We start from the raw sequence: 22,300 nt of genomic DNA on the forward strand, positions 1-22,300 counted from the left end.
GCGCGAGACGGGAGGGTTCGGGGGGGCTCATGGGGCGACCATTTCAGGTATTAACTTTCGCGTCAATCGTAATATCGGACAGGTCGGCGGGCGCCTCCCCGGCCTGCTTGCGGGTCAGCGCAAGGTCATAGACCACGCCTGCGCCGTAGCGGTGCGGGGCGTGCGGATCGTGCCGGCGCTTGTCGAGCGTGAGCACCCGCGTGCCGAGGGTGAAGGCCTCCTTGATGTCGTGGGTGACCATGATCACGGTCAGCCCGTGCTCGCGCCACAGCCGCGTGATGAGCGCGTGCATGTCGCTCCGGATGCCAGGGTCGAGCGCGCCGAAGGGCTCGTCGAGCAGCAGGATGCGCGGCCGCTTGATCAGGGCCTGGGCGATGGCGAGGCGCTGCTGCATCCCGCCCGACATCTGCGCGGGGTAGAGGCTGCGCGCATCGGCGAGACCGACCTGCTCCAGCATCGCCTCCGCCTCGGCGATCGCGGCGCGCCGCGCGCCGCCGAACAGGCGGGCGGTGAGGGGCGCGGCGGAAAACTCGACACCGATCAGCACGTTGCTGAGCACCGTCAGATGCGGGAAAACCGAATAACGCTGGAACACCACCCCCCGGTCCGGCCCGCACTCCGCCGGAAGCGGGGCGCCGTCGAGGGTGATCGTCCCGCGCGTCGGCTTCTCCTGGCCGAGGATCACGCGCAGCAGACTGCTCTTGCCCGCCCCCGAGGGGCCGATGATCGAGACGAAGCTCCCCTCGGCTATATCGAGCGAAATGCGCTCGAGAACGACCTTCTCGCCATACTCCACCCAAAGGTTGCGCAGGCTCAGCATCGCGCTCAGTGCGCCCAGCCGAACAGGCGGCGGCTCGCCCGCGAGAGGACGAGGTCCATCACCACCGCCAGCAGCGCGATCCACGCCACGTAGGGCAGGATCACGTCCATCGCGAGGTAGCGGCGGACAAGGAAGATGCGGTAGCCGAGGCCGACGTCGGCCGCGATCGCCTCGGCCGAGATCAGGAACACCCAGGCCGGGCCGAGCGAGAGGCGCAGGGCCTCGAACAGCCGCGGCAACGCCTGCGGCAGCGCCACCCGAAGCACCACGCCCCAGGAATTTGCGCCCAGGGTCAGCGCCTTGATCACCTGCTCGCGCGGCAGGGCGCCGATATGCCCGGCGACGTCGCGGATCATGAAAGGCGCCACCCCGACCACGATCAGCGCCACCTTGGCGGTCTCGCCGAGACCGAAGACGATGAACAGGATCGGCAGGAGTGCGATCGGCGGGATCACGGCGATGGCGGTCACGAGGGGGCCGAACCCGGCCCTGACCGGGGGCAAGGCCCCCAGAGCAAGGCCGACCAGCAACGCGGCGGTCGTGGCGATCCCCAGCCCCAGCCCCAGCCGCCACAGGCTCGCGATGGTGTCGGCCCAGAACAGGTACTGGCCGGAGAGCGGATCGGGTTCGAACAGCAGCCCCGCCATCGCCGCCGCCATCGCGCCGGGGAGCGGCAGGATCTTGTCGGCCGGGTTGTCCGCATGGCGCGCGGCGGTGGCGATGACATAGGCCAGCGCCAGAACCAGCAGCGGCACCGCGCCGAGCAGCAGGTTGCCGCGCCGCCCCGGATTGGCGGTGACCCACCGCACCGGTCAGAGCTTCCCGTCGGCGGCGAGCTGCATGTAGGTCGGATCGAAGCGCAGCGTGATCGCGCCCGCATCACCCAGCGTCTTGCCGCCGGGGAAGCTCATCCCCACCGCGTCGGCCGAGCGCGCGCCCTGCCCGAACAGGCCTTGCGCGAAGGAGAAATCGCGCACCCGGGTCATGGTGGTGACGAGATCGGGCGAGGCCATCGCCGCCACCGCCGCCTTGGGATCGGTGTAGAGGAAGGTGGTCGACAGCTGCCCCTCGAAGGCCTCCGGCGTGGCGCCCGCGAGCTTCGCCATCGCCGCGCGCGCCGCCGCGCCTTCGGCATCCTGCTTCGCCATCAGCGCCATGGTCTCGTACCAGATGCCGGCAAGCGCCTTGCCGAGGTTCGGGTTGGCGGCGAGCACCTTGGTGTCGACCACCATCAGGTCGAGGATCTCGCCCGGGATATCGGCCGAGGTGAACACCGCCTTGGTCCCCGCAACGCCCTTCATGGTGGTGACCTGCGGGTTCCACGCCACCGCCGCGGTGACCTCGGGAGAGGCGAAGGCGGCGGCGATGTCGGCATCGGAGGTGTTGACCGTCTTCACGTCGGTCAGCTTCATTCCGCTGGTCTCCAGCGCGCGGGCGAGCAGGTAGTGCGAGACCGAAAGCTCGGCGAGATAGACCTGCCGCCCCTTGATCCCCGCCACGCTGTCGGCGCCCTTCAGCAGCACGGCATCATTGCCGTTGGAATAGTCGCCGAGGATGATCGCGCTGGTATCCTTGCCGCCCGCCGCGGGGATCGTGAGGGCATCCATGTTGGCGACCGTCACCCCGTCGAGCTTGCCCGCGGTGTACTGGTTCACGCTCTCGATATAGTCGTTGACCTGCACGAACCTGATCGTGATGCCGTACTTGTCGCCCCACTTCTTCACGATGCCCGCCTGCTCGGCATAGGGCCAGGGCATCCACCCGGCATAGATCGACCAGCCGATGGCGAATTCGGTGCGCGGGGCGGCGGTGTCCTCCTCCCCGCCCGAACAGGCCGCCAGCGCCAGCGCGGCGAAGGCCATTGCGAGGTAGCGGGCGGCACGGCGGGCCAGCTGGAGCATGATTCGTCCCCTATGTTGCGCCTGCGAACATCCGCCGCTTCGGGGCGTTTGTCCACCATGAATTATTACGATTGATTGGAAACGTAATATGGGCGAGATTGGCTCCACCGTGGCAGGAACTGCGCCCTGACGAGGGCCTCCTCTCCCCCTGCCCAGGCATGGAGACGCACAGCCATGATCCGCAAACCTGCTGCCCGCCCGCTCGCCGTTCTCGCCGCCGCCGCCGCGCTCGCCACCACCGCCTGTGCCGACGACACGCCCCCGCCCGACGACGCGGTCGGCCCCGCGCCCGATCTGGTCGAGACCGCGCTCAAGGTGCCCGGCTTTGCCGATTTCCTAGCGGTCGATGGCGATGCGGTGTGGGTGACGAATGATGGCCGGGTGGAGAAATGGTCCCCGGCCGGAAAGCTCGCCGCGGTCGAGGTGCCCCGCCCCTGCGGGACGATGGCGATCGCCGCAGGCTCGCTGTGGGTCGCCAATTGCAAGGGCGGCGAGGTGTGGCGCATCGACCTTGCCACCGCCGCCGTGCAGGCGAAGATCGCCACCGGCCTCGCCAATCCCAAGGGCGAGACGAACGTGGTCGCCGGCGCGGGCGCGGTCTGGGTGCCGAGCGATCCGGCGGGCAAACTCGCGCGGATCGACCCCGCCACCAACGCCGTCGCCGCCACCGTCACCGTCGTGCCCGAGACCTGGTATCTCGCCTATGGCTTCGACGCGCTCTGGGCGGTGTCGAGCGAGGGCAAGCTGCTCCAGAAGATCGACACCGCCACCAATGCCGTGACCGGCACGGCGGCGCTCGGCGACACGCCCGGCTTCCTTGCCGCCGGCGAAGGCGCGGTGTGGGTGCAGGAACAGGGCGACGGCACCGTGGCCAAGGTCGATCCGGCAAGCCTTGCCGTGGCGGGGCGCACCAAGGTCGGCGACAATCTCAAGTGGGGCGACATCGACGCGGCGGGGGGCGCGGTGTGGCTACGCACCACCGACGACCAGACGATGGTGGTGATCGACCCCGCCAGCCTCAAGATCCGCGCCCGGATGGGGGCGGCGGTGGGCAGCGGCGCGCTGCGCTGGACGCCCAAGGGGGTGTGGACCTCGGCCCACGACAACCAGACCCTGTCGTGGTGGAGCGCGCCTGCCGCGAAATAGGAAAAGCGCGCGAAAGGCGGGTCGACCTTTCGCGCGCTTCCTTCTGTTCCCGTTATCATACGCTCCCGCTGGACACGGGACCCGAAGGGCTCGGGAATCAGAACTTGTAGCCCAGCTCCACCCCGAACCGCTGGAGGCCGCCGGGCGAGATGAACGATCCGCCGAACTCGACCGCGGTGATCACCTCGTTGAGATACTTCTCGTTGAACAGGTTCTCGGCATAGGCGGTGATCGACCAGGTCTCGCTCTCGAACCCGACGCGCAGGTCCATCACCCCGAAGGCGTCGCGGCGGGTCACCGAATAGTCCGCATTGCCCACGAAGCCCGGCAGCTGGAGCGCCGAGATCGGCAGCAGCCCGCTGAACAGGGTCGGGTTGGGATCGTCCTGCAGGGTGTGGAACCACGTCGGCCCGGTGATGCGGTAATCGGCGCGGGTGACGAAATCGATGCTGCCCGACACCGGCAGATCGAGCTGCGTGCCGAGGTTGATGGTGTAATCGGCGGTGTGCGGCGACTTGTTGCCGACCGTCACCGGACGCGAGGCGTTTGCGAGGATCTCGCTTTCGGTGACGTTGCCCGATGCGAACAGTTTCCAGCCGCGCACCGGCTCGACCGTCACGTTCAGTTCGGCGCCGTAGAGCTCGACCTCGTCGATGTTCGAGACCACGCGCAAGAGGCCGAAGCCACCGACGAAGAACTCGAAGAACTGCATGTCCTCGACATTGGTGTAGTAGCCCGCAAGGTCGAAGGTCACCGCCCCGTCCATCAGGCTGCCCTTGACGCCGGCTTCGAAGGCGCTCGAGACTTCCTTCCTGTACTGGTCGTCGATATCGACATTGGTGCCGATGAACTGGTTGAAGGCCTGATCGACGATCGCGGCCGAGCCCTGGTTGTTGAAGCCCCCCGATTTGAAGCCGATGCCCCAGTTGCCGTAGAGGTTGATGTCGTCGGTCAGCTCGTAGCGCAGCGAGATCTTGGGCTGGAACTGCTTGAATGTCGCCGATTGGGGGGCGATCGGCTGGACCGCGCCGTTCACGACGCGCTGGCCGGGGTTGATCGGCCCGCCGGTGATCGGATCGCGCACCGCCGGAACGAGGCTCGCCACCTGCCGGTCCTCGATGTCGTAGCGCCCGGCGAGGCTGACGTTGAAGCGGTCGGTCACGTCGGCATCGAGCGAGGCGAAGACCGCGTAGACATCGGTGGTGAAGGCGTCGTTGTAGAGCTGGGTGGTCGGGTTGTCGCTGCCCGGCGCATTGTAAAGCTGGCGGATCACCCCGCGCCCGAGATCGGCGCCCAGGCTGACGCCCACCTCGCGGTCGATGTGGAGGTAATAGGCACCGACCTGCCAGTTGATCGGGCCGTCACCATTGGAGGCAAGGCGGATTTCGCCGGAGATGTCCTCCTGCTGGCGCACCTGGAACTGGGTGCCGTCGCAGGTGGTCGGGCTGTAGGCGCCGAAGGTCGATCCGGTGGCGGGGTTGAAGATGAAGGGGATCGGGCTGCGGCCGATGAAGGTCGGGGCGTTGAGCGGATAGCCGGTCAGCGCCGCGGTGCTCGCAGCGCAGGCATTGGCCGCCGCGACCGAGGCGGGGGTCGCGCCCGGGAAGGTGAAGCGCGCGAAATCGGCCGAGGTCCCGTCGGCAACCAGCGCCTGGTCGACATCGCTGTAGAGCAGCCAAGCCGTCAGCGTCGCGCCCTCGAACTCGTGCTCGACCTTGGCCGAGGCCTCGAAGGTGGTCTGGTCGTTGGTCGGCCGGATGTTCGAATACCAGTCGAAGGGGTGTTCGTTGACGTCCTCGAAGAAGGCCGGATCGACGGCGGCGAAATTGGGCAGGTGGAAGCTCGCGTTGAAGTTGATCGAGGCGCCCTTGAGATCGGCATAGCGCGCCTTCACGTCGAGCTCGGTGTTCGGCCCCAGCTCGGTCACGAAGCGGGCGTCGATGCCGAAGATCTCCTGGTCGTCGATGGTCTTGGAATTGCCGAGGAAGCGGTTGCGGAAGAAGCCGTCGGTGCGGAAGTAGTTGGCCGAGACCACCAGCCCCGCGGTGTCGCCGATCGGGGTCGAGATGAAGCCGTTGGCGAGATAGGTCTGGTCCTCGGCGGCGCGCACGATCATGCCGCCCTCGAGGCTGTCGCCCGGCTTCAGCGTCTGGAGCACGATCGCGCCCGCGGCGGCGTTGCGCCCGTAGAGCGCGCCCTGCGGGCCTTTCAGGATTTCGACCTGGCGCAGCGTGCCCTGGTTCTGGTTGAGCTGGGCGGTGTTGGTCTTGAGGATGCCGTCGACCACCAGCGCGACCGAGCTTTCGGCGTCGCGCGCGCCGTTCATGCCGCGGATGTTGATCTGGGTGTCGCCCGCCTCGGCGGTGCCGGTGACGATGGTCACGCCGGGGGTGAGCTGGACGAAGTCGTCGGCGCGCTGGACGCCGGTCTTGGCGAGCGTCTCGGCGCCGAACACCGTGACCGCGGCGGGCACGTCCTGCAGGCTTTCGGACTGGCGGCGGGCGGTGACGATGATGCCGCCCTCCTCCTGCGTCTCGGCGGCGGGGGCCTCCTGCTGCGCGGCGGCGGGAACGGCGAAGGCGATGGCGCCGAGAGCCGCGCCAGAGGCTAGGACCAGACGGACATTCATAAGGCGGCTCTCCTGAAGTGGGATCGAGAGGTTGCGGGCGGCCGGGCGCGGGTGCGCCGGCGCGATGGCGTGGATGACGGGCGGGGATGCGGATGATGCGCGGCGGGCGTGCGGACGCAGCGGGCGCTGCCGCAACCGGCTGCTCCTTCCGCGATCGGCACATGAACCCCTGAACGCTGCACGGCCACACCCCTGTTTCTCAGGCCTGTTGCCTTGGCCTGTTGCCCCGGGTGGCGTGCGTATTGTATACAAATCCTCTCCGTCAAGCCTTTTGCACGAATGTGGCGAAAGGACCCCGACAGGTGTGTTTTTGTCGCCGCACAGGCTTGCCGGATGACGCGCCCGGCCGCAGATAGGATGATGATGAAGATGCTTGCCCCCTCCCCATCCCGACCGGCGGCGCCCCGGTGAGTCGCGCGTCCGACCGGGCCTATGCGGCGATCCGCGCGCACCTGCTGAGCGGGGCGGTGAAGGCCGGCGAGCAGCTCACCGAGGACCAGCTCGCCCAGATCACCGGGGTCAGCCGCACCCCGGTGCGCGAGGCAGTGCGGCGGCTCGAGGACGAGCTGCTGCTGGTGCGTTCGGACACCAAGCGCCTGTTCGTCGCCGACTGGAGCCGCGACGATATCGAGGAAATGTTCGCGCTTAGGCAGATGCTCGAATGCCACGCCGCCGAGCGCGCCGCGCAGCGCCTTTCCCGAGAGCAGATCGCCGATCTGGAGGCCCTCAACCAGGAACTGAAGGCCGCGGTCGAGCAAAGCGCGCCCGATGTCGCGCGCTTCCTCGATGCCAATCGCGCCTTTCACGAGGTGATCATCGACGCCGCCCATTCGCCGCGCCTCGGGCAGCTGCTGGCGCGGCTGGTCGAGGCGCCGGTGGTGCTGCGCACCGCGCGCACCTACACCCAGGACGACCTCAGGCAATCGGCGCGCGACCACGACGAGCTGATCGCCGCCTTTGCCGCCCGCGACCCGGACTGGGCGCGCGCCGTCATGGGCAGCCACCTGCGCCGCGCCTTCCACACCTTCGCCCGCGCGGTCGGCCCCGCGGCCGGCGAGAGACTTGCAAAAGACGCATAACAACGCGCTGCATCCCGTCCGGTTCCAGCCTGTCGCGGCGGACCAAGCATGATTGCAATTGTATACAAACCGGCTATCTGACTTTCGCAGGCCCCGTCAGCAGCAACAGGCGATTCATCATGTCAGGCCCCATGTCTGTCGACTCCATCGAACTCGTCGAGGTGGGCCCGCGCGACGGCTTGCAGAACGAACCGGACATTATTTCCACCGCCACGAAGCTCGATCTCATCGACCGCATGATCGGCTACGGCGCACGCCGGCTCGAGGTCGCGAGCTTCGTCCACCCGGCGCGCGTGCCGCAGATGGCGGATGCGGAAGCCGTGATCGCGGGGCTGCCTGATCGGGCCGACTGCACCTACATCGGCCTCGTCCTCAACAAGCGCGGGGTGCTGCGCGCGCTCGCGACCCGCGAGGGCGGCGCGCGCGGGGTCGATCAGGTCGGCTGCGTGGTGGTCGCCAGCGACACCTTCGGGCAGAGGAACCAGGGCCAGACCATCGAACAGGGCATCGCCGAGACCCGCGAGATGCTGCGCTTCGCCCGCGCCGAGGGCATCCGCGCACAGGTCACCATCAGCGCCGCCTTCGGCTGCCCTTTCGAGGGCGAGGTGAAACACGAAACCGTGCTCGCCATTGCCGAGGCCATCGCGCAGGATGGCCCCGAGGAGATCGCGCTCGCCGACACCATCGGCGTCGGCACGCCCTTCGAGGCGGGGGAACTGTTCGGCAAGCTGGGCGAACTGCTCGGCGGCAGGATCCCGATGCGCGCCCATTTCCACAACACCCGCGGCACCGGCATCGCCAATGCGTGGGAGGCATACAAGGCGGGCGTGCGGGTGTTCGACGCCTCGCTCGGCGGCCTCGGCGGCTGCCCCTTCGCCCCGCGCGCGACCGGGAACATCGCCACCGAGGACCTCGTCTACATGATGCAGCGTTCCGGGGTGAGCACGGGCATCGATCTCGACGCGGCCATCGCGGCGAACAAGTGGTTTGCGGGCGAGCTGGGGCGGGAACTCCCCTCGGCGGTCGCCCGCGCGGCATGACACAAGACAGGGAAACGGCATGACTTACAGGCTGGGTGTGGACGTGGGCGGGACTTTCACCGACCTGCTGCTGTTCGACGAAGCGAGCGGCGCCTTCTGGCGGCACAAGACGCCCTCGACCCCACATGATTCCTCCGAAGGCATCCTGACAGGGGTGAAGGCGATCACCGCCAAGGCCGGGATCACCGCGGCGGACATCGCCTATTTCCTCCACGGCACCACGGTCGCGACCAATGCCGTGCTGGAAGGCAAAGGGGCGAAGGTCGGCCTCGTCACCACGCAGGGCTACCGCGACATCATGCAGATCGCGCGCAGTTACGTGCCCGGGGGCCTCGCGGCGTGGATCGTGTGGCCCAAGCCCCAGCCCTTGGCGCGCCTCGAGCACACCGTCGAAGTGCCGGGGCGCATGGACGCGCAAGGCCGCGAGGTCGCCCCGCTCGACGAGGACGCGGTGCGCGCCGCCTTGCGCAAGCTGAAGGGCGACGGGATCGAGGCGCTTACCGTCAGCCTGATGAACGCCTATCTCAACGGCGCGCACGAGGCGCGGATCGGCCAGATCGCCGCCGAGGAACTGCCCGGCATCCCCGTCTCGCTCTCCCATGAAGTCCTGCCCGAGATGCAGGAATACGAGCGCACGCTTTCAACCGTCGCCAATGCGGCGGTGCGGCCTGTGGTGTCGAAATATGTCTCCAACCTGCGCACCAAGCTGGAAGCCGAAGGGCTGAAGGGCCGCCTCTCGCTGCTGCGCTCGGACGGGGGCCTGATGAGCAGCCAGAAGGCCGAGGAGCACCCCGTCAACATCCTCATGTCCGGCCCTGCCGGCGGGGTGACGGGCGCGCTGTGGGTGGCGAAGAATGCGGGCTTCGAGAATATCCTGACGCTCGACGTGGGCGGCACATCGACCGACGTGGCGCTGATCCAGGGCCTCGAGCCGCGCCGCCAGCGCACCACCGAAGTCGGGCACCTGTCGGTGCGCGCCTCGGCGCTCGACGTGAAGACCGTCGGCGCGGGCGGCGGGTCGATCGCCCACGTGCCGCAGCTCACCGGCGCGCTGCGCGTCGGGCCGGAGAGCGCGGGCGCGGTGCCCGGGCCGGTCGCCTACGCCAAGGGCGGCACGCTCCCGACAGTGACCGATGCCAATGTGGTGCTCGGCTACCTTCCCGAAGACCTCCTCGGCGGCAGCTTCAAGCTCGACCGCGAGGGCGCCAAGGCGGCGGTGCAGACCATCGCCGATGCGCTGGGCGTCACGCTGATGGAAGCGGCGCGCGGGATCATCGACATAGTCAACGAGAACATGTTCGGCGCCCTGCGCATGATCTCGGTCCAGCAGGGCTACGACCCGCGCGAATTCGCGCTGATGGGCTTCGGCGGCGCGGGCCCGCTGCACGTCAACGCGGTCGCCCGGCTGATGGGGAGCTGGCCCGCGATCTCGCCCGTCTCCCCGGGCGTGCTCTGCGCGCTGGGCGATGCGACCACCCGGATGCGCACCGAGACCGCGCGCAGCTTTTCGCGCCTCGCCCGCGACACGGCAATCGCCGATCTGGTGCAGGTGCTTGACGACATGGCCGAACAGACCCGCGGCGAGCTGGTCGCGGACGGCATTCCGGAGGAGCAGATCACCTCGCTGTTCGAGATCGACGTGCGCTATGCCGGGCAGGCCTTCGAGGTGCCGCTCACGATCACGCAGGATATCCTCGAGAAGGACGGGATCGAGGGCATCCTCGCCCGCTTCGACGAGGAGCACCTGAGGCTCTTCACCTTCAACATGGATACCCCCCACGAGATCGTGAACCTGCGCGCCGTGGCGATGGGACAGGCCCCAGCCCTCCCCGCCGCCGAGTTGCCCAAGGGCGACGGCGATCCGTCATCTGCCAAGATCCGCGACCACGTCATGTGGATCGGCGGCGAGGAACGCCCTGCGGTGATCTACGACCGCGCCAAGCTGCGCCAGGGCGACGTGATCGAAGGCCCGGCGATCATCACCGAGATGGATTCGACCACCCTCGTCGAACACGATTGCCGCGCGACTGTGGACGCTGTCGGCAACATTCTCATCACTCTCAAGGCGAAGGGCTAAGACCATGCCGGCTCGCATCATCGAACCCAACACCACCCCGTTCCAGACCGTCGCCATCGACCCGGTGACGCTCGACATCATCGAGAACGCGCTGAGGAACGCGCGCATCGAGATGGACGCGACGCTGGTGCGCACCGCCATGAGCCCCGGCATCCGCGAACAGGGCGACGCCTTCCCGCTGATCTCGGACCCCGCCGGCAAGATGATCGTCGGCCAGTTCGGCAGCTTCATCGACGGCTTCCTGCAAAGCTACGACGGCACCATCGAGGACGGGGACATGATCTTCCTGTCCGATCCCTATTCCTGCGCCGGGGCGATCAGCCACTCGAACGACTGGCTGGTGCTGCTCCCCGTGTTCAAGGACGGGCGGTTGATCGCATACACCGCGATGTTCGGCCACCAGAGCGACATCGGCGGCTCGGTCCCCGGCTCGATGCCCATCGGCGCCTCCTCGATCTTCGAGGAGGGCGTGCGCATCCCGCCCGTGAAGATCTGGAAGCGCGGGGAATACAACGAAGACCTGATGAAGCTGGTGATGCACCAGACCCGCAAGCCCGACTGGTGCCAGGCCGATCTCAACGCCCTCATCGCCTCGTGCCGTGTCGCCGCGCGCCGCGTGATCGAGATGGCTGACCGCTTCGGTGACGATGTCTACGTCTCGGCCACGCAGGAGCTGCTCGCCCGCAACCACCGCGCGATGAAGTCGCTGCTGGCGATGGCCGTGGCCGAGGAGCCGGTGAGTTTCGAGGACTACATCTGCGACGACGGCAAGGGCTACGGCCCCTACAAGATCCGCTGCACCATGTGGCGCGAGGGCGACCGCGTGATCCTCGATTTCGAGGGCACCGATCCGCAGTCGGCCGCCTCGATCAACTTCTTCCTCAACGAGAACATGTTCAAGATGTTCTTCGGCATCTACATGATCATGGTCTTCGACCCGCAGATCCTGTTCAACGACGGGTTCTACGATCTGATCGAGGTGCGCATCCCCGAAGGCTCGCTGCTGAAGCCGCACTTCCCCGCCGCGCTTTCGGGCCGCACCCATGCGCTGGGGCGGATCTTCGACATCCTCGGCGGGCTGCTCGGGCAGAAGACGCCGGAGTTCCTCAACGCAGCGGGCTTCTCCTCCTCGCCGCACCTGTTCTACTCGGGCTGGGACAGCCGCGAGGACGGCACCCGCGACTGGTTCCAGCTGTTCCAGATCGGCTTCGGGGGCATCCCCGGGCGGCCGCTCGGCGACGGGCCGGACGGGCACTCGCTGTGGCCGGGCTTCACCAACGTGCCCAACGAGTTCCTCGAGCGCTACTTCCCGCTGCGGATCGAACGCTACTCGACCGCGCCGGACAGCGGCGGGGCGGGCCTCCATCGCGGCGGCAACGGCATCCACATGACCTACCGCTTCCTCGCCGACGGCGAGATCGCGATCCATGACGACCGCTGGTTCGTGCCGCCCTGGGGCGTCAATGGCGGGCACCCGGGCGCGCGGGCGCGCAAGGTGCTCGAATGCGCCGACGGCACCACCGCGATCGTCGGCAACAAGGTCGAGAGTGTCGCGGTGAAGGCGGGCGACCTCCTCCACTTCATCACCTGGGGCGGCGGCGGCTGGGGCGACCCGCTGGCGCGCGACCCGGAACTGGTGAGCCTCGAAATCCGGCAGGGCCTCGTCACCCCCGAGGGCGCGCACGCCTATGGCGTGGTGGCCGATGCCGCGGGCGCGGTCGACTATGCCGCGACCGAGGCCCTGCGCGCGGAAATCGAGGCCGCGCGCGGGGAGCTTCCGCTGTTCGACTACGGCCCCGGCATCGATGCGCTGCGCGCGAACTGCGAGGCCGAGACCGGCCTCCCCGCCCCCGTCCAGCCTGTCTGGACGACGCTCAGGGAGGCCGCGGAATGAGCGCGCTCCAGGGGATCAAGGTGGTCGAGATGGGCCAGCTTCTCGCCGGGCCCTTCTGCGGCCAGCTGCTCGGCGACATGGGCGCGGACGTCGTCAAGATCGAGCCGCCGGGCGCGGGCGATCCGATGCGCAACTGGGGTCAGGGCGACGAGAAGGTGCAGTGGGAAGTGATCGCCCGCAACAAGCGCTCGGTCACCTGCAACCTGCGCGTGCCCGAGGGTCAGGCGCTCGCCAAGAAGCTGATCGCCGGGGCCGATGTGCTGATCGAGAACTTCAAGCCCGGCACCCTGGAACGCTGGGGCATGAGCCCGGCCGAACTCCACGCGATGAACCCCGGCCTGATCATCGCGCGAATGTCGGGCTACGGGCAGGACGGCCCTTATTCCGACCGTGCCGGCTTCGGCGGGATCGGCGAGGCGATGGGCGGGTGGCGCTACATCGTCGGCGAGCCCGACCGTCCGCCGAGCCGCATGGGAATCTCGATCGGCGACACCCTGTGCGCGACCTATGGCTGCATGGGCGTGCTCGCCGCGCTCCACCACCGGGAGAAGACCGGCGAGGGGCAGGTGGTCGACTCCGCGCTCTACGAGGCGGTGCTGCAGGTGATGGAGGGGCTGATCCCCGAATATGACCGCAACGGGGTGATCCGCGAGCGTTCCGGCTCGGTGCTGAAGGGCATCGCGCCCTCCAACGTCTACACCTGCAAGGACGGCAGCTACATGATCGGCGCGAACGGCGATGCGATCTTTGCGCGGCTGTGCCAGGCGATGGGCCGCCCGGAACTCGCCACCGACGAGCGTTACGCCACCCACATCGCGCGCGGCATCCATCAGGACGAACTGGACGCGCTGGTCAATGCCTGGACCGGCACGCTCACGGTCGACGAGGTCGATGCGCTGATGATCGAATATTCGATCCCGGCGGGGCGTGTCTACCGCGCGCCCGATATGCTCGCCGACCCGCACTTCCAGGCGCGCGAGGCAATCATCGAGGTCGAGACCCAGAAGCGTGGGCGCATCAGGATGCAGAACGCCTTCCCCAAGCTGTCCAGGACCCCCAGCACCATCAGCCGCCCCGCCCCCGCCGCGCCGGGGCAGGACAATGCCGAGGTCTTCGCCGAGCGCCTCGGCCTCGATGCCGCCGAGCTCGAGCGGCTGGCGGCTGCGGGGATCATCTGATGACCGGCCCCTCGGCAGCCGACAATTACGCCGGGGTCTATGAGGGGCGGCTCCAGCCGGGCAGCCGCCCTGCCCTGCTGATCGTCGATGTCGTGGCGGCCTACCTGACCGAAGGCTCGCCGCTGTTCATGGACACCGCCGCCGACGCGCTCGCCAGCAATGCGCGGCTGGCGGCGACGGCACAGGCGGCGGGGGTGCCGGTGGTGTTCACCAAAGTGCAGTACAAGCCCGACGGATCGGACGGCGGGGTGTTCTGGCGCAAGGCTCCGGTGCTCAGGGCCTTCGTCGAGGGTTCCCCGCTCGGCGCCTTCCCGCCCGGGCTGACGCCGCAAGCCGGCGACCGCGTTGTCACCAAGCAATACCCGTCCGCCTTTTTCGGCACCGGCCTTGCCGAGACCCTCCATGCTGAGGGCATCGATACGCTGCTGATCGGGGGCTATTCGACCTCGGGCTGCGTGCGCGCCTCGGCGCTCGATGCGATGCAATACGGCTTCGTGCCCCTCGTGGTGCGCGAGGCCTGTGCCGACCGCCACCCCGCCCCGCACGAGGCAAACCTGTTCGACCTTCAGGCCAAGTATGCCGAAGTGATCTCCGAGGCCGAGGCCATGGCCGTGATGGGAGCGGCTTGCTCCTGAGCCGGCCTCCTCACTCGTGGCGCAGCGCGTCGATCGGGTCGAGCTTCGATGCGCGGCTGGCAGGGTAGTAGCCGAACACGATCCCCATGATCGCCGAGAACAGGAAGCTGACGATGTTGATCGCCGGATCGAACACGTAGGGCACGTCGATCACCGCGGCGAGCCCGATCGAGGCGACGAAGCCCAGCGCGATGCCGACCAGCCCGCCGAGCGCGCACAGCACCACGGCCTCGGTCAGGAATTGCAGCCGCACCTCGCGCGCCAGCGCCCCGATGGCGAGGCGGATGCCGATCTCGCGCGTGCGCTCGGTGACGCTGACGAGCATGATGTTCATGATCCCGATGCCGCCGACCAGCAGGCTGATCGAGGCGATCACCGCCACCATCGCGGTCAGAGCGCCGGTCGCCGCGCCCAGCGCCTGATTGACCTGCGCGGTGTCGATCACGTTGAAATCGTTCGGCTCGGCATCCTGCAGCAGCCGCCGCTCGCGCAGCAGGGCGACGAGCGAATCCTGCACCGTCGCCGCCGCATAGGCGGGGTCGTACTTGACCACGAAATAGTCGAGGTTCTCGTTCCCGCGGAAGCGCCGCTGGACGTTCTTGAGCGGCAGGTAGACCGCATCGTCGTCGTCCGCGCCGCCCCCGCCCTGCCCGCGCTCCTCGACCGTGCCGATCACCTCGCACGAGACATCGCCGAGCCGCATCCGCGCCCCCACCGGGCTGGTGGCTGGCGGGAAGATCGCCTCGCGCACCTTGAGCCCGAGCAGGCACACGTTCTTGCCCGATTCCTCCTCGTCGCGGGTGAAGGCGCGGCCCTCGTCGATCTTGACCGATTGCGCCTCGAGCAGCTTGTTGGTCACGCCCTGCACGCGCGTGTCCCAGTCCTGCCCGTTGTAGAAGGCGGTGGCATTGGCCGAGACATTGCCCGCCGCGATCTCGACCCCGGCGATCTGCTGCCCGACCGCGCGCACGTCGGCATCGTCGAAGGGGCGGATCGTGCCGCGGGTGGTGCGCACCGGGAAGACGATGAAGTTGCTCGCGCCGAGCGAGGAAATCTCCTCCTGGACCGAGGCCGTCACCCCGTTGCCGAGCGTCACCATCGTCACCACCGCGGCCACGCCGATGATGATGCCGAGCGTCGTCAGGATCGAGCGCAGGATGTGCCGCCGGATCTCGCGCAGGGCGAGGAGGATGCTCGTGCCCAGCATCAGCCCGCAGCTCTCTCGGCGGCATGGCCCACCGCGCCGCGCTCGATGCGTTCGACCAGCCCGTCGCGGAAGCGCACGATGGTGCCGGCATAGGCCGCCATGTCCTCCTCGTGGGTGACCATCAGGATGGTGATGCCCTCGGCATTGAGGCGCTGGAGCAGCTGCATGATCTCGACCGAGCGTTCGCTGTCGAGGTTGCCGGTCGGCTCGTCGGCGAGCAGCACGTCGGGCTCGGTCACCAGCGCCCGGGCGATGGCGACGCGCTGCTGCTGGCCGCCCGAAAGTTCCGCCGGGGTATGGTCGGCCCAGGGCACCAGCCCGACCTGGTCGAGCGCCCGCATCGCTGCCGCGCGGCGCTGCGCCTTGCTCTCGCCGCGATAGAGCAGCGGCAGTTCGACATTCTCGAGCGCGGTGGTGCGGGCGAGCAGGTTGAAGCCCTGGAACACGAAGCCGAGATAGCGGCGCCGCAACAGGCTGCGCTGGTCGCGGTCGAGCTTCTGCACCTCGACCCCGCGGAACCGGAACACCCCGCTGGTCGGCACGTCGAGACAGCCGAGGATGTTCATGGTGGTCGATTTGCCCGACCCCGAAGGCCCCATCACCGCGACGAACTCGCCGCGCATGATCGCGAGGTCGACGCCCTTCAGGGCCTGGAACGCGGCGGCCCCGCTGCCGAAGGTCTTGGTGATCCCTTCAAGCTGGATCAGGGGTTCGCCCGTCGCTGGCCGGCCGGCTGTCACGGGGTTGCCGCCTTGACCCCGGTGACGACCTTCATGCCGGGCTTGAGGTCGTTCGAGCGGACCACAGTGCGCCGCCCGTCGCTGCGGCCGGTGATCACCTCGATCGCCTTCAATGTGCCGTCGGCCTGGAGCACCTGCACCTGCTGGCGGCTGCCCTCGCCGATACTGGCCTGCTGCTTGTCGCGCTCGAGCCCGATTTGCGGCTGGAACACCCCGCCGCCGCTCTCCTCCTCCTTCTCGGGGCGGAAGCGCAGCGCGGCGTTGGGCACGAGCAGCGCCTTGCCGGTGTTCTGCGTGGCGATGCTCGCGGTCGCGGTCATGCCGGGGCGCAGCAGGCCATCGGGGTTCTGCACCTCGAGCCGCGCCTCGTAGCTCACCACCGACCCGCCGCCGGCAGCCGCCGCCGCGCCGGCCCCGCCCGACTGGCTCTCGACCGTGTTGCGCGAGGCGAGGTCGACGCGCTGGAGCCGCGCCGGGAAGCGCCGGCCGGGATAGGCATCGACCGTGAAGCTCGCCTCCTGCCCGGCCGCGACCTGGCCCACGTCGGCCTCGTCGATGGCGACACGCAGCTGCATCTCTGACAAATCCTCGGCGATCACGAACAAGGTGACGGTGTTGAAGGCGGCGACCACGGTCTGCCCCGGCTCGATCCGGCGGGCGAGGACCACGCCGTTGACGGGGGAGCGGATCACCGCACGCGAACGGGTGGTGAGGTTGGCCTTGAGCTGCGCCGAGGCGGCCTCGATGTTGGCGCGCGCCGAGGCGACGGTGGCCTTGTCGCGCTGCACGGCGGCCTCGGCCTGTTCGAGTTCGATCTGCGAGGGCACCCGCCCGCCCGAGAGGCGCCGCACTTCCTCGAGCCGGGTGAGCTGCACCGTGTCGATATCGAGCGTCGCCTGCGCCTGCCCAAGCGCCGCGCGCGCGGCATTGAGGTTGGCCCGCGACTGGGCGATCTGCTGGTCGATGATCTCGGTGTTGATCACCGCGATCACCTGCCCCCTGGTGACGCGGTCGTTGACGTCGACCGCGACCGTATCGACCGGGCCGGTGACTTCGGCGCCGACCTCGACCTGGTTGGTCGGGCGCAGGTTGCCGGTCGCGGTGACCGACAGCGCGAGCGATTCCTGCGTGACGGCCTCGGTGATGTAATCGGGCGGCGGCGGATCGGCGGTGCAGCGCGCGATGCCGAGCACCAGCAGGACGAGCACCACGCCCGGCAGCCAGAACTTCATCCACCGCCGCCAGCGCGGGCGCGGCTTGCTGCCGAGGAATTCGTCCACGTTCGGCGCTTCTGCCGGATTGCTCGCTTCGTTCACTCGCCGGGCTCCCTCGCCGCAATTTGTTCCAAACCCGCGCCATCGGGCACCGACCAGCCGCCGCCCAGCGCGCGGGCGAGGCTGATGAAGGCGATCGCCCGCGCGCCTTGGGCGTTGGCGAGCGCGTTGCGCGTGCCGAGCAGCTGGCTTTCCGCGACCAGCAGACGCTGGAAGTCGATCAGCCCCGCCTGATACTGGCTGCGCGCAAGCACCGCGGCGTTCTGCGCGCCCTCGCTAGCCTCGGTGAGCGAGGCGACCTGATCGGCATTGGCCTCGAGATCGACCGCCGCGCTCTCGACTTCCTGAAGCGCGGTGAGGATGCTTTGCCGCCACGCCGCGAGCGATCCGTCGGCGGCGGCCTCGGCTCCCTCGATCCGCCCGCGCACCCGCCCGCCGTCGAAGATCAGCTGCGAGAGGCTGGCGAAGATGTTGCCGGTGACGAGGTCGAACAGGCTGCCCGCGTTGCGCGCGTTGGTGCCGATCGTGCCCGAGAGGCGGGCGAGCGGGTAGAGCTGGGTGCGCGCCACGCCGACACGGTCGAGATCGGCGGCGAGCCGCGCCTCGGCCGCGCTCACGTCGGGGCGGCGGCGCAGGGTGTCGGCGGGCACGTCGAGCGCGATGCCGGCGGGCGGCGCGGGGATGGCGCGGGGTGTTTCGGTGAGGGCGCGGTAGACCCGGCCAGGCGGCTCGCCGATCAGGGTCGAGATCGCGTTCGCCACCGCCGCGAGATTGCTTTCGAGCTGCGGGATCGAGGCCGCGGTCTGGGCGCGCTGGGTGCGGGCCTGCTCGACATCGAGGCTGTTCACCAGCCCCGCCTGGTTGCGCCAGCGCGTGATCTGGAGCGTGTCGTCCTGGATCGCCAGCGTCTCGCGCGCGATGGCGAGCTGCGCGGCCAGCGCCCGGGCGCTTACCACCTGGCTCGCCACCTGGGCGACGATCACCCGCTCGAGATCGCCGAGCGAATAGCCTGCCGCCTGAAGGTCGCCGCGGGCGGCATCGATCGAGCCGTCGATCCGGCCGAACAGGTCGACCTCCCACGAGGCGTCGGCGCCGAGCGAGAGGAACACATCGTCGCTCGCCAGATCGCCGACATCGCGGCGTGCACCGCCGCTGGCGCTGACCGTGGGCACGCGGTCGGCGCGCGCGGCGCGCAGGGCGGCCCGCGCGGCGCGCAGGCGGGCGGCGGCTTGGGCAATGTCGAGGTTCTCGCTGCGCGCCCGGTCGACGAACTCGGCGACCAGCGGATCGTCGAGCATCAGCCAGTAGCGATCGAGCGGAACCTCGGTCGCGCCCGGCTCGGCCAGCACCCAGCGTTCGGGAACCGGCTGGACGCTCGCCATCGGCGGCGGGTCGGCACCCAGCCCGGTGCAGGCGGGAAGCATGGGGAGCGCCAGCAGAGCGGCAAGACCGGCGCAGGCGTGTCTCGCGCGCGGCGCGGCATGGCGGGATGTCGTGGTAAGACCTGTGTTTTTCCCTGCCACCCCGAACGCGCCCCTCTCGTGGCGGGAAGCTTCGAAGATGCCGCCCCGCATTCCCAAGTGCTATCAGCGCGATCCGACCCGCACAATGCAGGTTGGTCGGCTTTACCCGATCACTCGTCGATGACCAGCGGCGAGCTGGAGGAATCGTCGGCATCCCGCCGGGCGGGAACCGGAGCCCCTCATGTTAGCGGTGGAAAATTAACAGGTTGCCTTGCCCGGGGCGTGACCTATTCTGGCTTCATGCAGGAACAGACCGCCCCCTTTTGCAGCCAGCCCTGGACCACCCTCTACGTGCAATGGGACGGCAAGGTGACCCGCCCCTGCATCCGCGGGCCGCAGAACCTCGGATCGCTCGAGACCTATGCGGACATCCGCGATCTGTGGAACGGGGCGGCGATGCAGAACGTGCGCTCGGCGGTGGCGACGCAGACCAACCTCAACCTCGCCTGTCGCACCTGCCATGCCGCGCGCAGCCGGACGATCGACCACCTGACGAGCTTCGGCCGCAACATCGGCGGCGATTTCGGCTACGACAAGGTCGCCAACTACTACGATGTGCACGATTCATGGCAGGCCGGACAGATCGCGCCGGAAACCGGCCCGATCGTCCTGGTGCTCGACATGAGCTCCAAGTGCCACATCCGCTGCCAGAAGTGCTTCGTCTACCATTCCGACATGCAGTACGGCCTCGGCCACATGCCCGACGCGGTGTTCGACAAGGTGCGCCCGCTGTTCCGGACGGCGCTCGAAGTCATCGGGCACGAAAACGGCGAATGCATGCTCCACAAGCGGTTCATCGACATGGTGACCGAGATCAAGGCCAATGGCTGCCGCTTCATGTTCAACACCACCGGCCAGCTGATCGACGACGAGAAGGCGCGGCAGCTGGTGGCTCTCGGGGTCGACAAGATCATGCTCTCGATCGATGCGACCGAGGCCGAGACCTATGCCTATCTCCACAAGGGCGGAACGCTCGAAAAGGTGATGTCGGGCATCGCCGCCATCAACCGGGAGAAGACCCTGGCCGGCGTCACGCAGCCCCGTCTGGGCTGGTATTTCGTCGCCTGCCGGTCGAACATCGACCAGCTCGTCCCGGCGGCAAGGCTGGCCGTGTCCCTCGGTTTCGGCATGATGTTCGTGACCCACCTCAACAAGCCGACGGGCGAGCAGTGGCGCTCCTATTTCGATTTCTACCGGCAGGAGAGCCTGCATCTCGATCCGGAGCTGAAGGCACGATACGCCGATGCAGTCGAAGAGGCACGTGCAGTGACGGTCGCGGCCGGGCTCGAGTTCTTCTCCGGATCGCCGGACGCCTGATCGCCGGGCCAGCCATTGTGCCGGATAGGTTTGTTGCAGAACAGGCCCTCTGGTCGTCGCATGGGCGTCGGTAACGGTCGTCAGGCGAGTTACGAGCTATCGCGCCGGATCATTGGCCCGTTGCGGTGACGGCAATCCGATCAGTTCCCGCATCCAGCGTGACAAGGTGCTCTTTACATCGTCGGCGCTGATTGCCGGTTCTGGCTGACTGCGCTCGAGCGCCATTCCCTGGCGCAGCGCGATGAAGATCGCCGCGGATCGGGCTGGATCAGCCACCTCGGCCTTCGCCTTGGCGGCGATGGCGGTGATGATTTCGGCAACCGCATCGTAATGACGCGCGAAAAGCTCGGTGCGGCGCGCAGCGAAGGCGGCCGAGCGTGTGGCGTGCAAGGCAAATTCGATCGAAAGCAGGCACCAGTCGAGGTCGACCGGGTCGCTGGCATATCGCTCGGCAATGCTTTCGATCGCCTCCTCTGCCGAAGCTTCCGCAGGGGCAAAGCCGCTGCTGATCGCGACCTCCTCGCTCATGTGCCGTTCGAGCAGTTCGAGGAAGATCGCCTCCTTGCTCTCGAAGTTCGAATAGAAGGCGCCCTTCGAAAAGCCGGCGCCTTCGGCGATCACATCGACCGAAGCACCCGCATATCCTTCGCGCGTGAAGGCATCTTTTGCGGCATCGAGCAGGCGCTCGCGCGTCTTCTGCCGGCTTTCGGATCGGGTCAGGCGGGCCATAGCTTCCGATACCACTTGCAATCAAAATACCAATCGGTATTTAAATACCGAACGCAATGAGTCGAGGGACGGGCAATGCAGGGTCAGACATTCTTCGTGACCGGGGCGACCGGTCTGCTCGGCAACAACCTCGTCCGAGCCCTGCTGTCGCGCGGCGCCACAGTGCGCGCGCTGGCCCGCAGCCGCGCCAAGGCGGCGGCCCAGTTCGATGACATCAGGGATAGGCGCCTCGAGATCGTGACCGGCGACATGGAGAACGTGGCCAGTTTCGCCCGCCATCTCGAAGGCGTCGACGCACTGTTTCACACCGCCGCCTATTTCCGCGACAGCTACAAGGGCGGGTCGCACTGGCCGATGCTTGAACGCATCAACGTGATCGGCACGCGCGACCTGATTGCGGCGGCGCGTGCGGCCGGTGTGCGGCGGATGGTGCACACCTCCTCGATCGCCCTCCTCGATGGCCCGCCGGGCGCGCTGATCGACGAAACCATGCTGCGCGACACGAACAATGCCGACGATTACTACCGCAGCAAGATCCTGACAGACCGGGCCGTGCTCGAGGCGCTCGAGCGTTATCCGGATTTCCACGCGGTGATGGTGATGCCGGGCTGGATGTGGGGGCCGGGCGATGCGGGGCCGACCTCGGCCGGGCAGACCGCGCTCGATTTCCTCCACCAGCGCCTGCCGGGCGTGCCGCCCGCAACCATGTCTTTCGTCGACGCGCGCGATGTGGCCGAAGCGCAGATCGCCGCCCTCGCCAAAGGCCGCAGGGGCGAACGCTACCTCGCTGCGGGACGCTGCATGACGCTGGCCGAGCTCTTCGCCGTTCTCGAGGAGGAGACCGGCATCAAGGCACCCACGCGCCCTCTGCCACTGCCGCTGATGTATGCGGTCGCCGGCGTGCAGGAGCTGCTTGCGCGCACCACCGGCAAGCCTGCGCTGCTGAGCTGGGCGGCGGTCAAGTCGCTTCAGCGCGAGGCGGGCCGCACCCGCTTCAACCACGCCAAGTCGGAACGCGAGCTCGGTCTCACCTTCCGCCCGGTGGCCGAGACCGTGCGCGATACGGTCGCCTGGCTGCGCGCAAACCAGATGGAACCAGCCTGAGGGAGGA

At 68.4% G+C, this 22,300-nt stretch carries 18 protein-coding genes; 9 read left to right on the forward strand and 9 right to left on the reverse strand.

Annotated features, from left to right (window positions below; translation table 11 throughout):
• Positions 1-43 precede the first annotated feature (43 nt).
• Genes CBR61_RS13880 through CBR61_RS13890 form a run of 3 tightly spaced genes read right to left on the reverse strand, consistent with a single transcriptional unit; the run spans position 44 to position 2,721 of the window.
• Positions 44-829 (reverse strand): ABC transporter ATP-binding protein, encoded by a 786-nt coding sequence (locus CBR61_RS13880; RefSeq protein WP_088915638.1) that lies wholly within the window; start codon positions 827-829, stop codon positions 44-46.
• Entirely contained in the window at positions 826-1,629 is an 804-nt protein-coding gene (locus tag CBR61_RS13885; RefSeq protein ID WP_088914900.1) for an ABC transporter permease, read from the reverse strand. Before CBR61_RS13885 ends, CBR61_RS13880 begins: the two co-directional genes overlap by 4 nt.
• A 3-nt stretch (positions 1,630-1,632) precedes the next feature.
• Positions 1,633-2,721, reverse strand: a complete 1,089-nt coding sequence (locus tag CBR61_RS13890) for a putative urea ABC transporter substrate-binding protein (RefSeq protein WP_088914901.1) — start codon at positions 2,719-2,721, stop codon at positions 1,633-1,635.
• Between the two features lie 174 nt (positions 2,722-2,895).
• Here CBR61_RS13890 and CBR61_RS13895 point away from each other — a divergent pair, with 174 nt between their 5' ends.
• On the forward strand, positions 2,896-3,867 hold the full coding sequence (locus CBR61_RS13895) for a DUF6923 family protein (protein WP_420705667.1): 972 nt from the start codon (positions 2,896-2,898) through the stop codon (positions 3,865-3,867).
• 97 nt (positions 3,868-3,964) lie between these two features.
• Here the strand turns inward: CBR61_RS13895 and CBR61_RS13900 are convergent, their stop codons facing one another.
• Positions 3,965-6,496 (reverse strand): TonB-dependent receptor, encoded by a 2,532-nt coding sequence (locus tag CBR61_RS13900; protein ID WP_088914902.1) that lies wholly within the window; start codon positions 6,494-6,496, stop codon positions 3,965-3,967.
• A 407-nt stretch (positions 6,497-6,903) separates the two neighbouring features.
• Between CBR61_RS13900 and CBR61_RS13905 the strand changes: the two genes are divergently transcribed.
• From CBR61_RS13905 to CBR61_RS13930, 6 genes are all read left to right on the forward strand, one after another.
• Positions 6,904-7,575: a GntR family transcriptional regulator gene (locus tag CBR61_RS13905; protein WP_088914903.1), complete on the forward strand. Its 672-nt coding sequence runs from the start codon at positions 6,904-6,906 to the stop codon at positions 7,573-7,575.
• Between the two features lie 131 nt (positions 7,576-7,706).
• Complete coding sequence (locus CBR61_RS13910; protein WP_088914904.1) at positions 7,707-8,615, forward strand: hydroxymethylglutaryl-CoA lyase; 909 nt, start codon at positions 7,707-7,709, stop codon at positions 8,613-8,615.
• Between the two features lie 19 nt (positions 8,616-8,634).
• Positions 8,635-10,692, forward strand: a complete 2,058-nt coding sequence (locus CBR61_RS13915) for a hydantoinase/oxoprolinase family protein (RefSeq protein WP_088914905.1) — start codon at positions 8,635-8,637, stop codon at positions 10,690-10,692.
• A gap of 4 nt (positions 10,693-10,696) precedes the next feature.
• On the forward strand, positions 10,697-12,586 hold the full coding sequence (locus CBR61_RS13920) for a hydantoinase B/oxoprolinase family protein (protein WP_088914906.1): 1,890 nt from the start codon (positions 10,697-10,699) through the stop codon (positions 12,584-12,586).
• Complete coding sequence (locus CBR61_RS13925; RefSeq protein WP_088914907.1) at positions 12,583-13,764, forward strand: CaiB/BaiF CoA transferase family protein; 1,182 nt, start codon at positions 12,583-12,585, stop codon at positions 13,762-13,764. The genes CBR61_RS13920 and CBR61_RS13925 overlap by 4 nt, the downstream gene beginning before the upstream one ends.
• Positions 13,764-14,399, forward strand: coding sequence for an isochorismatase family protein (locus CBR61_RS13930; protein ID WP_088914908.1), 636 nt, complete (start codon positions 13,764-13,766; stop codon positions 14,397-14,399). The genes CBR61_RS13925 and CBR61_RS13930 overlap by 1 nt, the downstream gene beginning before the upstream one ends.
• Before the next feature lie 10 nt (positions 14,400-14,409).
• Here CBR61_RS13930 and CBR61_RS13935 read toward each other — a convergent pair whose 3' ends face one another.
• The 4 genes from CBR61_RS13935 to CBR61_RS13950 are packed head-to-tail and all read right to left on the reverse strand — an operon-like array spanning position 14,410 to position 19,044.
• Positions 14,410-15,606, reverse strand: a complete 1,197-nt coding sequence (locus CBR61_RS13935) for an ABC transporter permease (protein WP_088914909.1) — start codon at positions 15,604-15,606, stop codon at positions 14,410-14,412.
• On the reverse strand, positions 15,606-16,346 hold the full coding sequence (locus CBR61_RS13940) for an ABC transporter ATP-binding protein (RefSeq protein ID WP_088914910.1): 741 nt from the start codon (positions 16,344-16,346) through the stop codon (positions 15,606-15,608). Before CBR61_RS13940 ends, CBR61_RS13935 begins: the two co-directional genes overlap by 1 nt.
• Complete coding sequence (locus CBR61_RS13945) at positions 16,343-17,662, reverse strand: efflux RND transporter periplasmic adaptor subunit (RefSeq protein ID WP_233996745.1); 1,320 nt, start codon at positions 17,660-17,662, stop codon at positions 16,343-16,345. The genes CBR61_RS13940 and CBR61_RS13945 overlap by 4 nt, the downstream gene beginning before the upstream one ends.
• Positions 17,659-19,044: an efflux transporter outer membrane subunit gene (locus CBR61_RS13950; RefSeq protein WP_088914911.1), complete on the reverse strand. Its 1,386-nt coding sequence runs from the start codon at positions 19,042-19,044 to the stop codon at positions 17,659-17,661. The genes CBR61_RS13945 and CBR61_RS13950 overlap by 4 nt, the downstream gene beginning before the upstream one ends.
• A 321-nt stretch (positions 19,045-19,365) precedes the next feature.
• On the opposite strand from CBR61_RS13950, the gene CBR61_RS13955 reads away from it, so the two are divergent.
• Positions 19,366-20,460 (forward strand): radical SAM protein, encoded by a 1,095-nt coding sequence (locus CBR61_RS13955; protein WP_172835970.1) that lies wholly within the window; start codon positions 19,366-19,368, stop codon positions 20,458-20,460.
• 96 nt (positions 20,461-20,556) lie between these two features.
• Here the strand turns inward: CBR61_RS13955 and CBR61_RS13960 are convergent, their stop codons facing one another.
• Positions 20,557-21,189, reverse strand: a complete 633-nt coding sequence (locus tag CBR61_RS13960; RefSeq protein ID WP_088914913.1) for a TetR/AcrR family transcriptional regulator — start codon at positions 21,187-21,189, stop codon at positions 20,557-20,559.
• Positions 21,190-21,264: 75 nt separating this feature from the next.
• Between CBR61_RS13960 and CBR61_RS13965 the strand changes: the two genes are divergently transcribed.
• Complete coding sequence (locus CBR61_RS13965; RefSeq protein ID WP_088914914.1) at positions 21,265-22,293, forward strand: SDR family oxidoreductase; 1,029 nt, start codon at positions 21,265-21,267, stop codon at positions 22,291-22,293.
• The last annotated feature ends 7 nt before the right edge of the window (positions 22,294-22,300 follow it).

It is taken from the genome of Porphyrobacter sp. CACIAM 03H1 (assembly GCF_002215495.1).
Lineage (GTDB): Bacteria > Pseudomonadota > Alphaproteobacteria > Sphingomonadales > Sphingomonadaceae > Erythrobacter.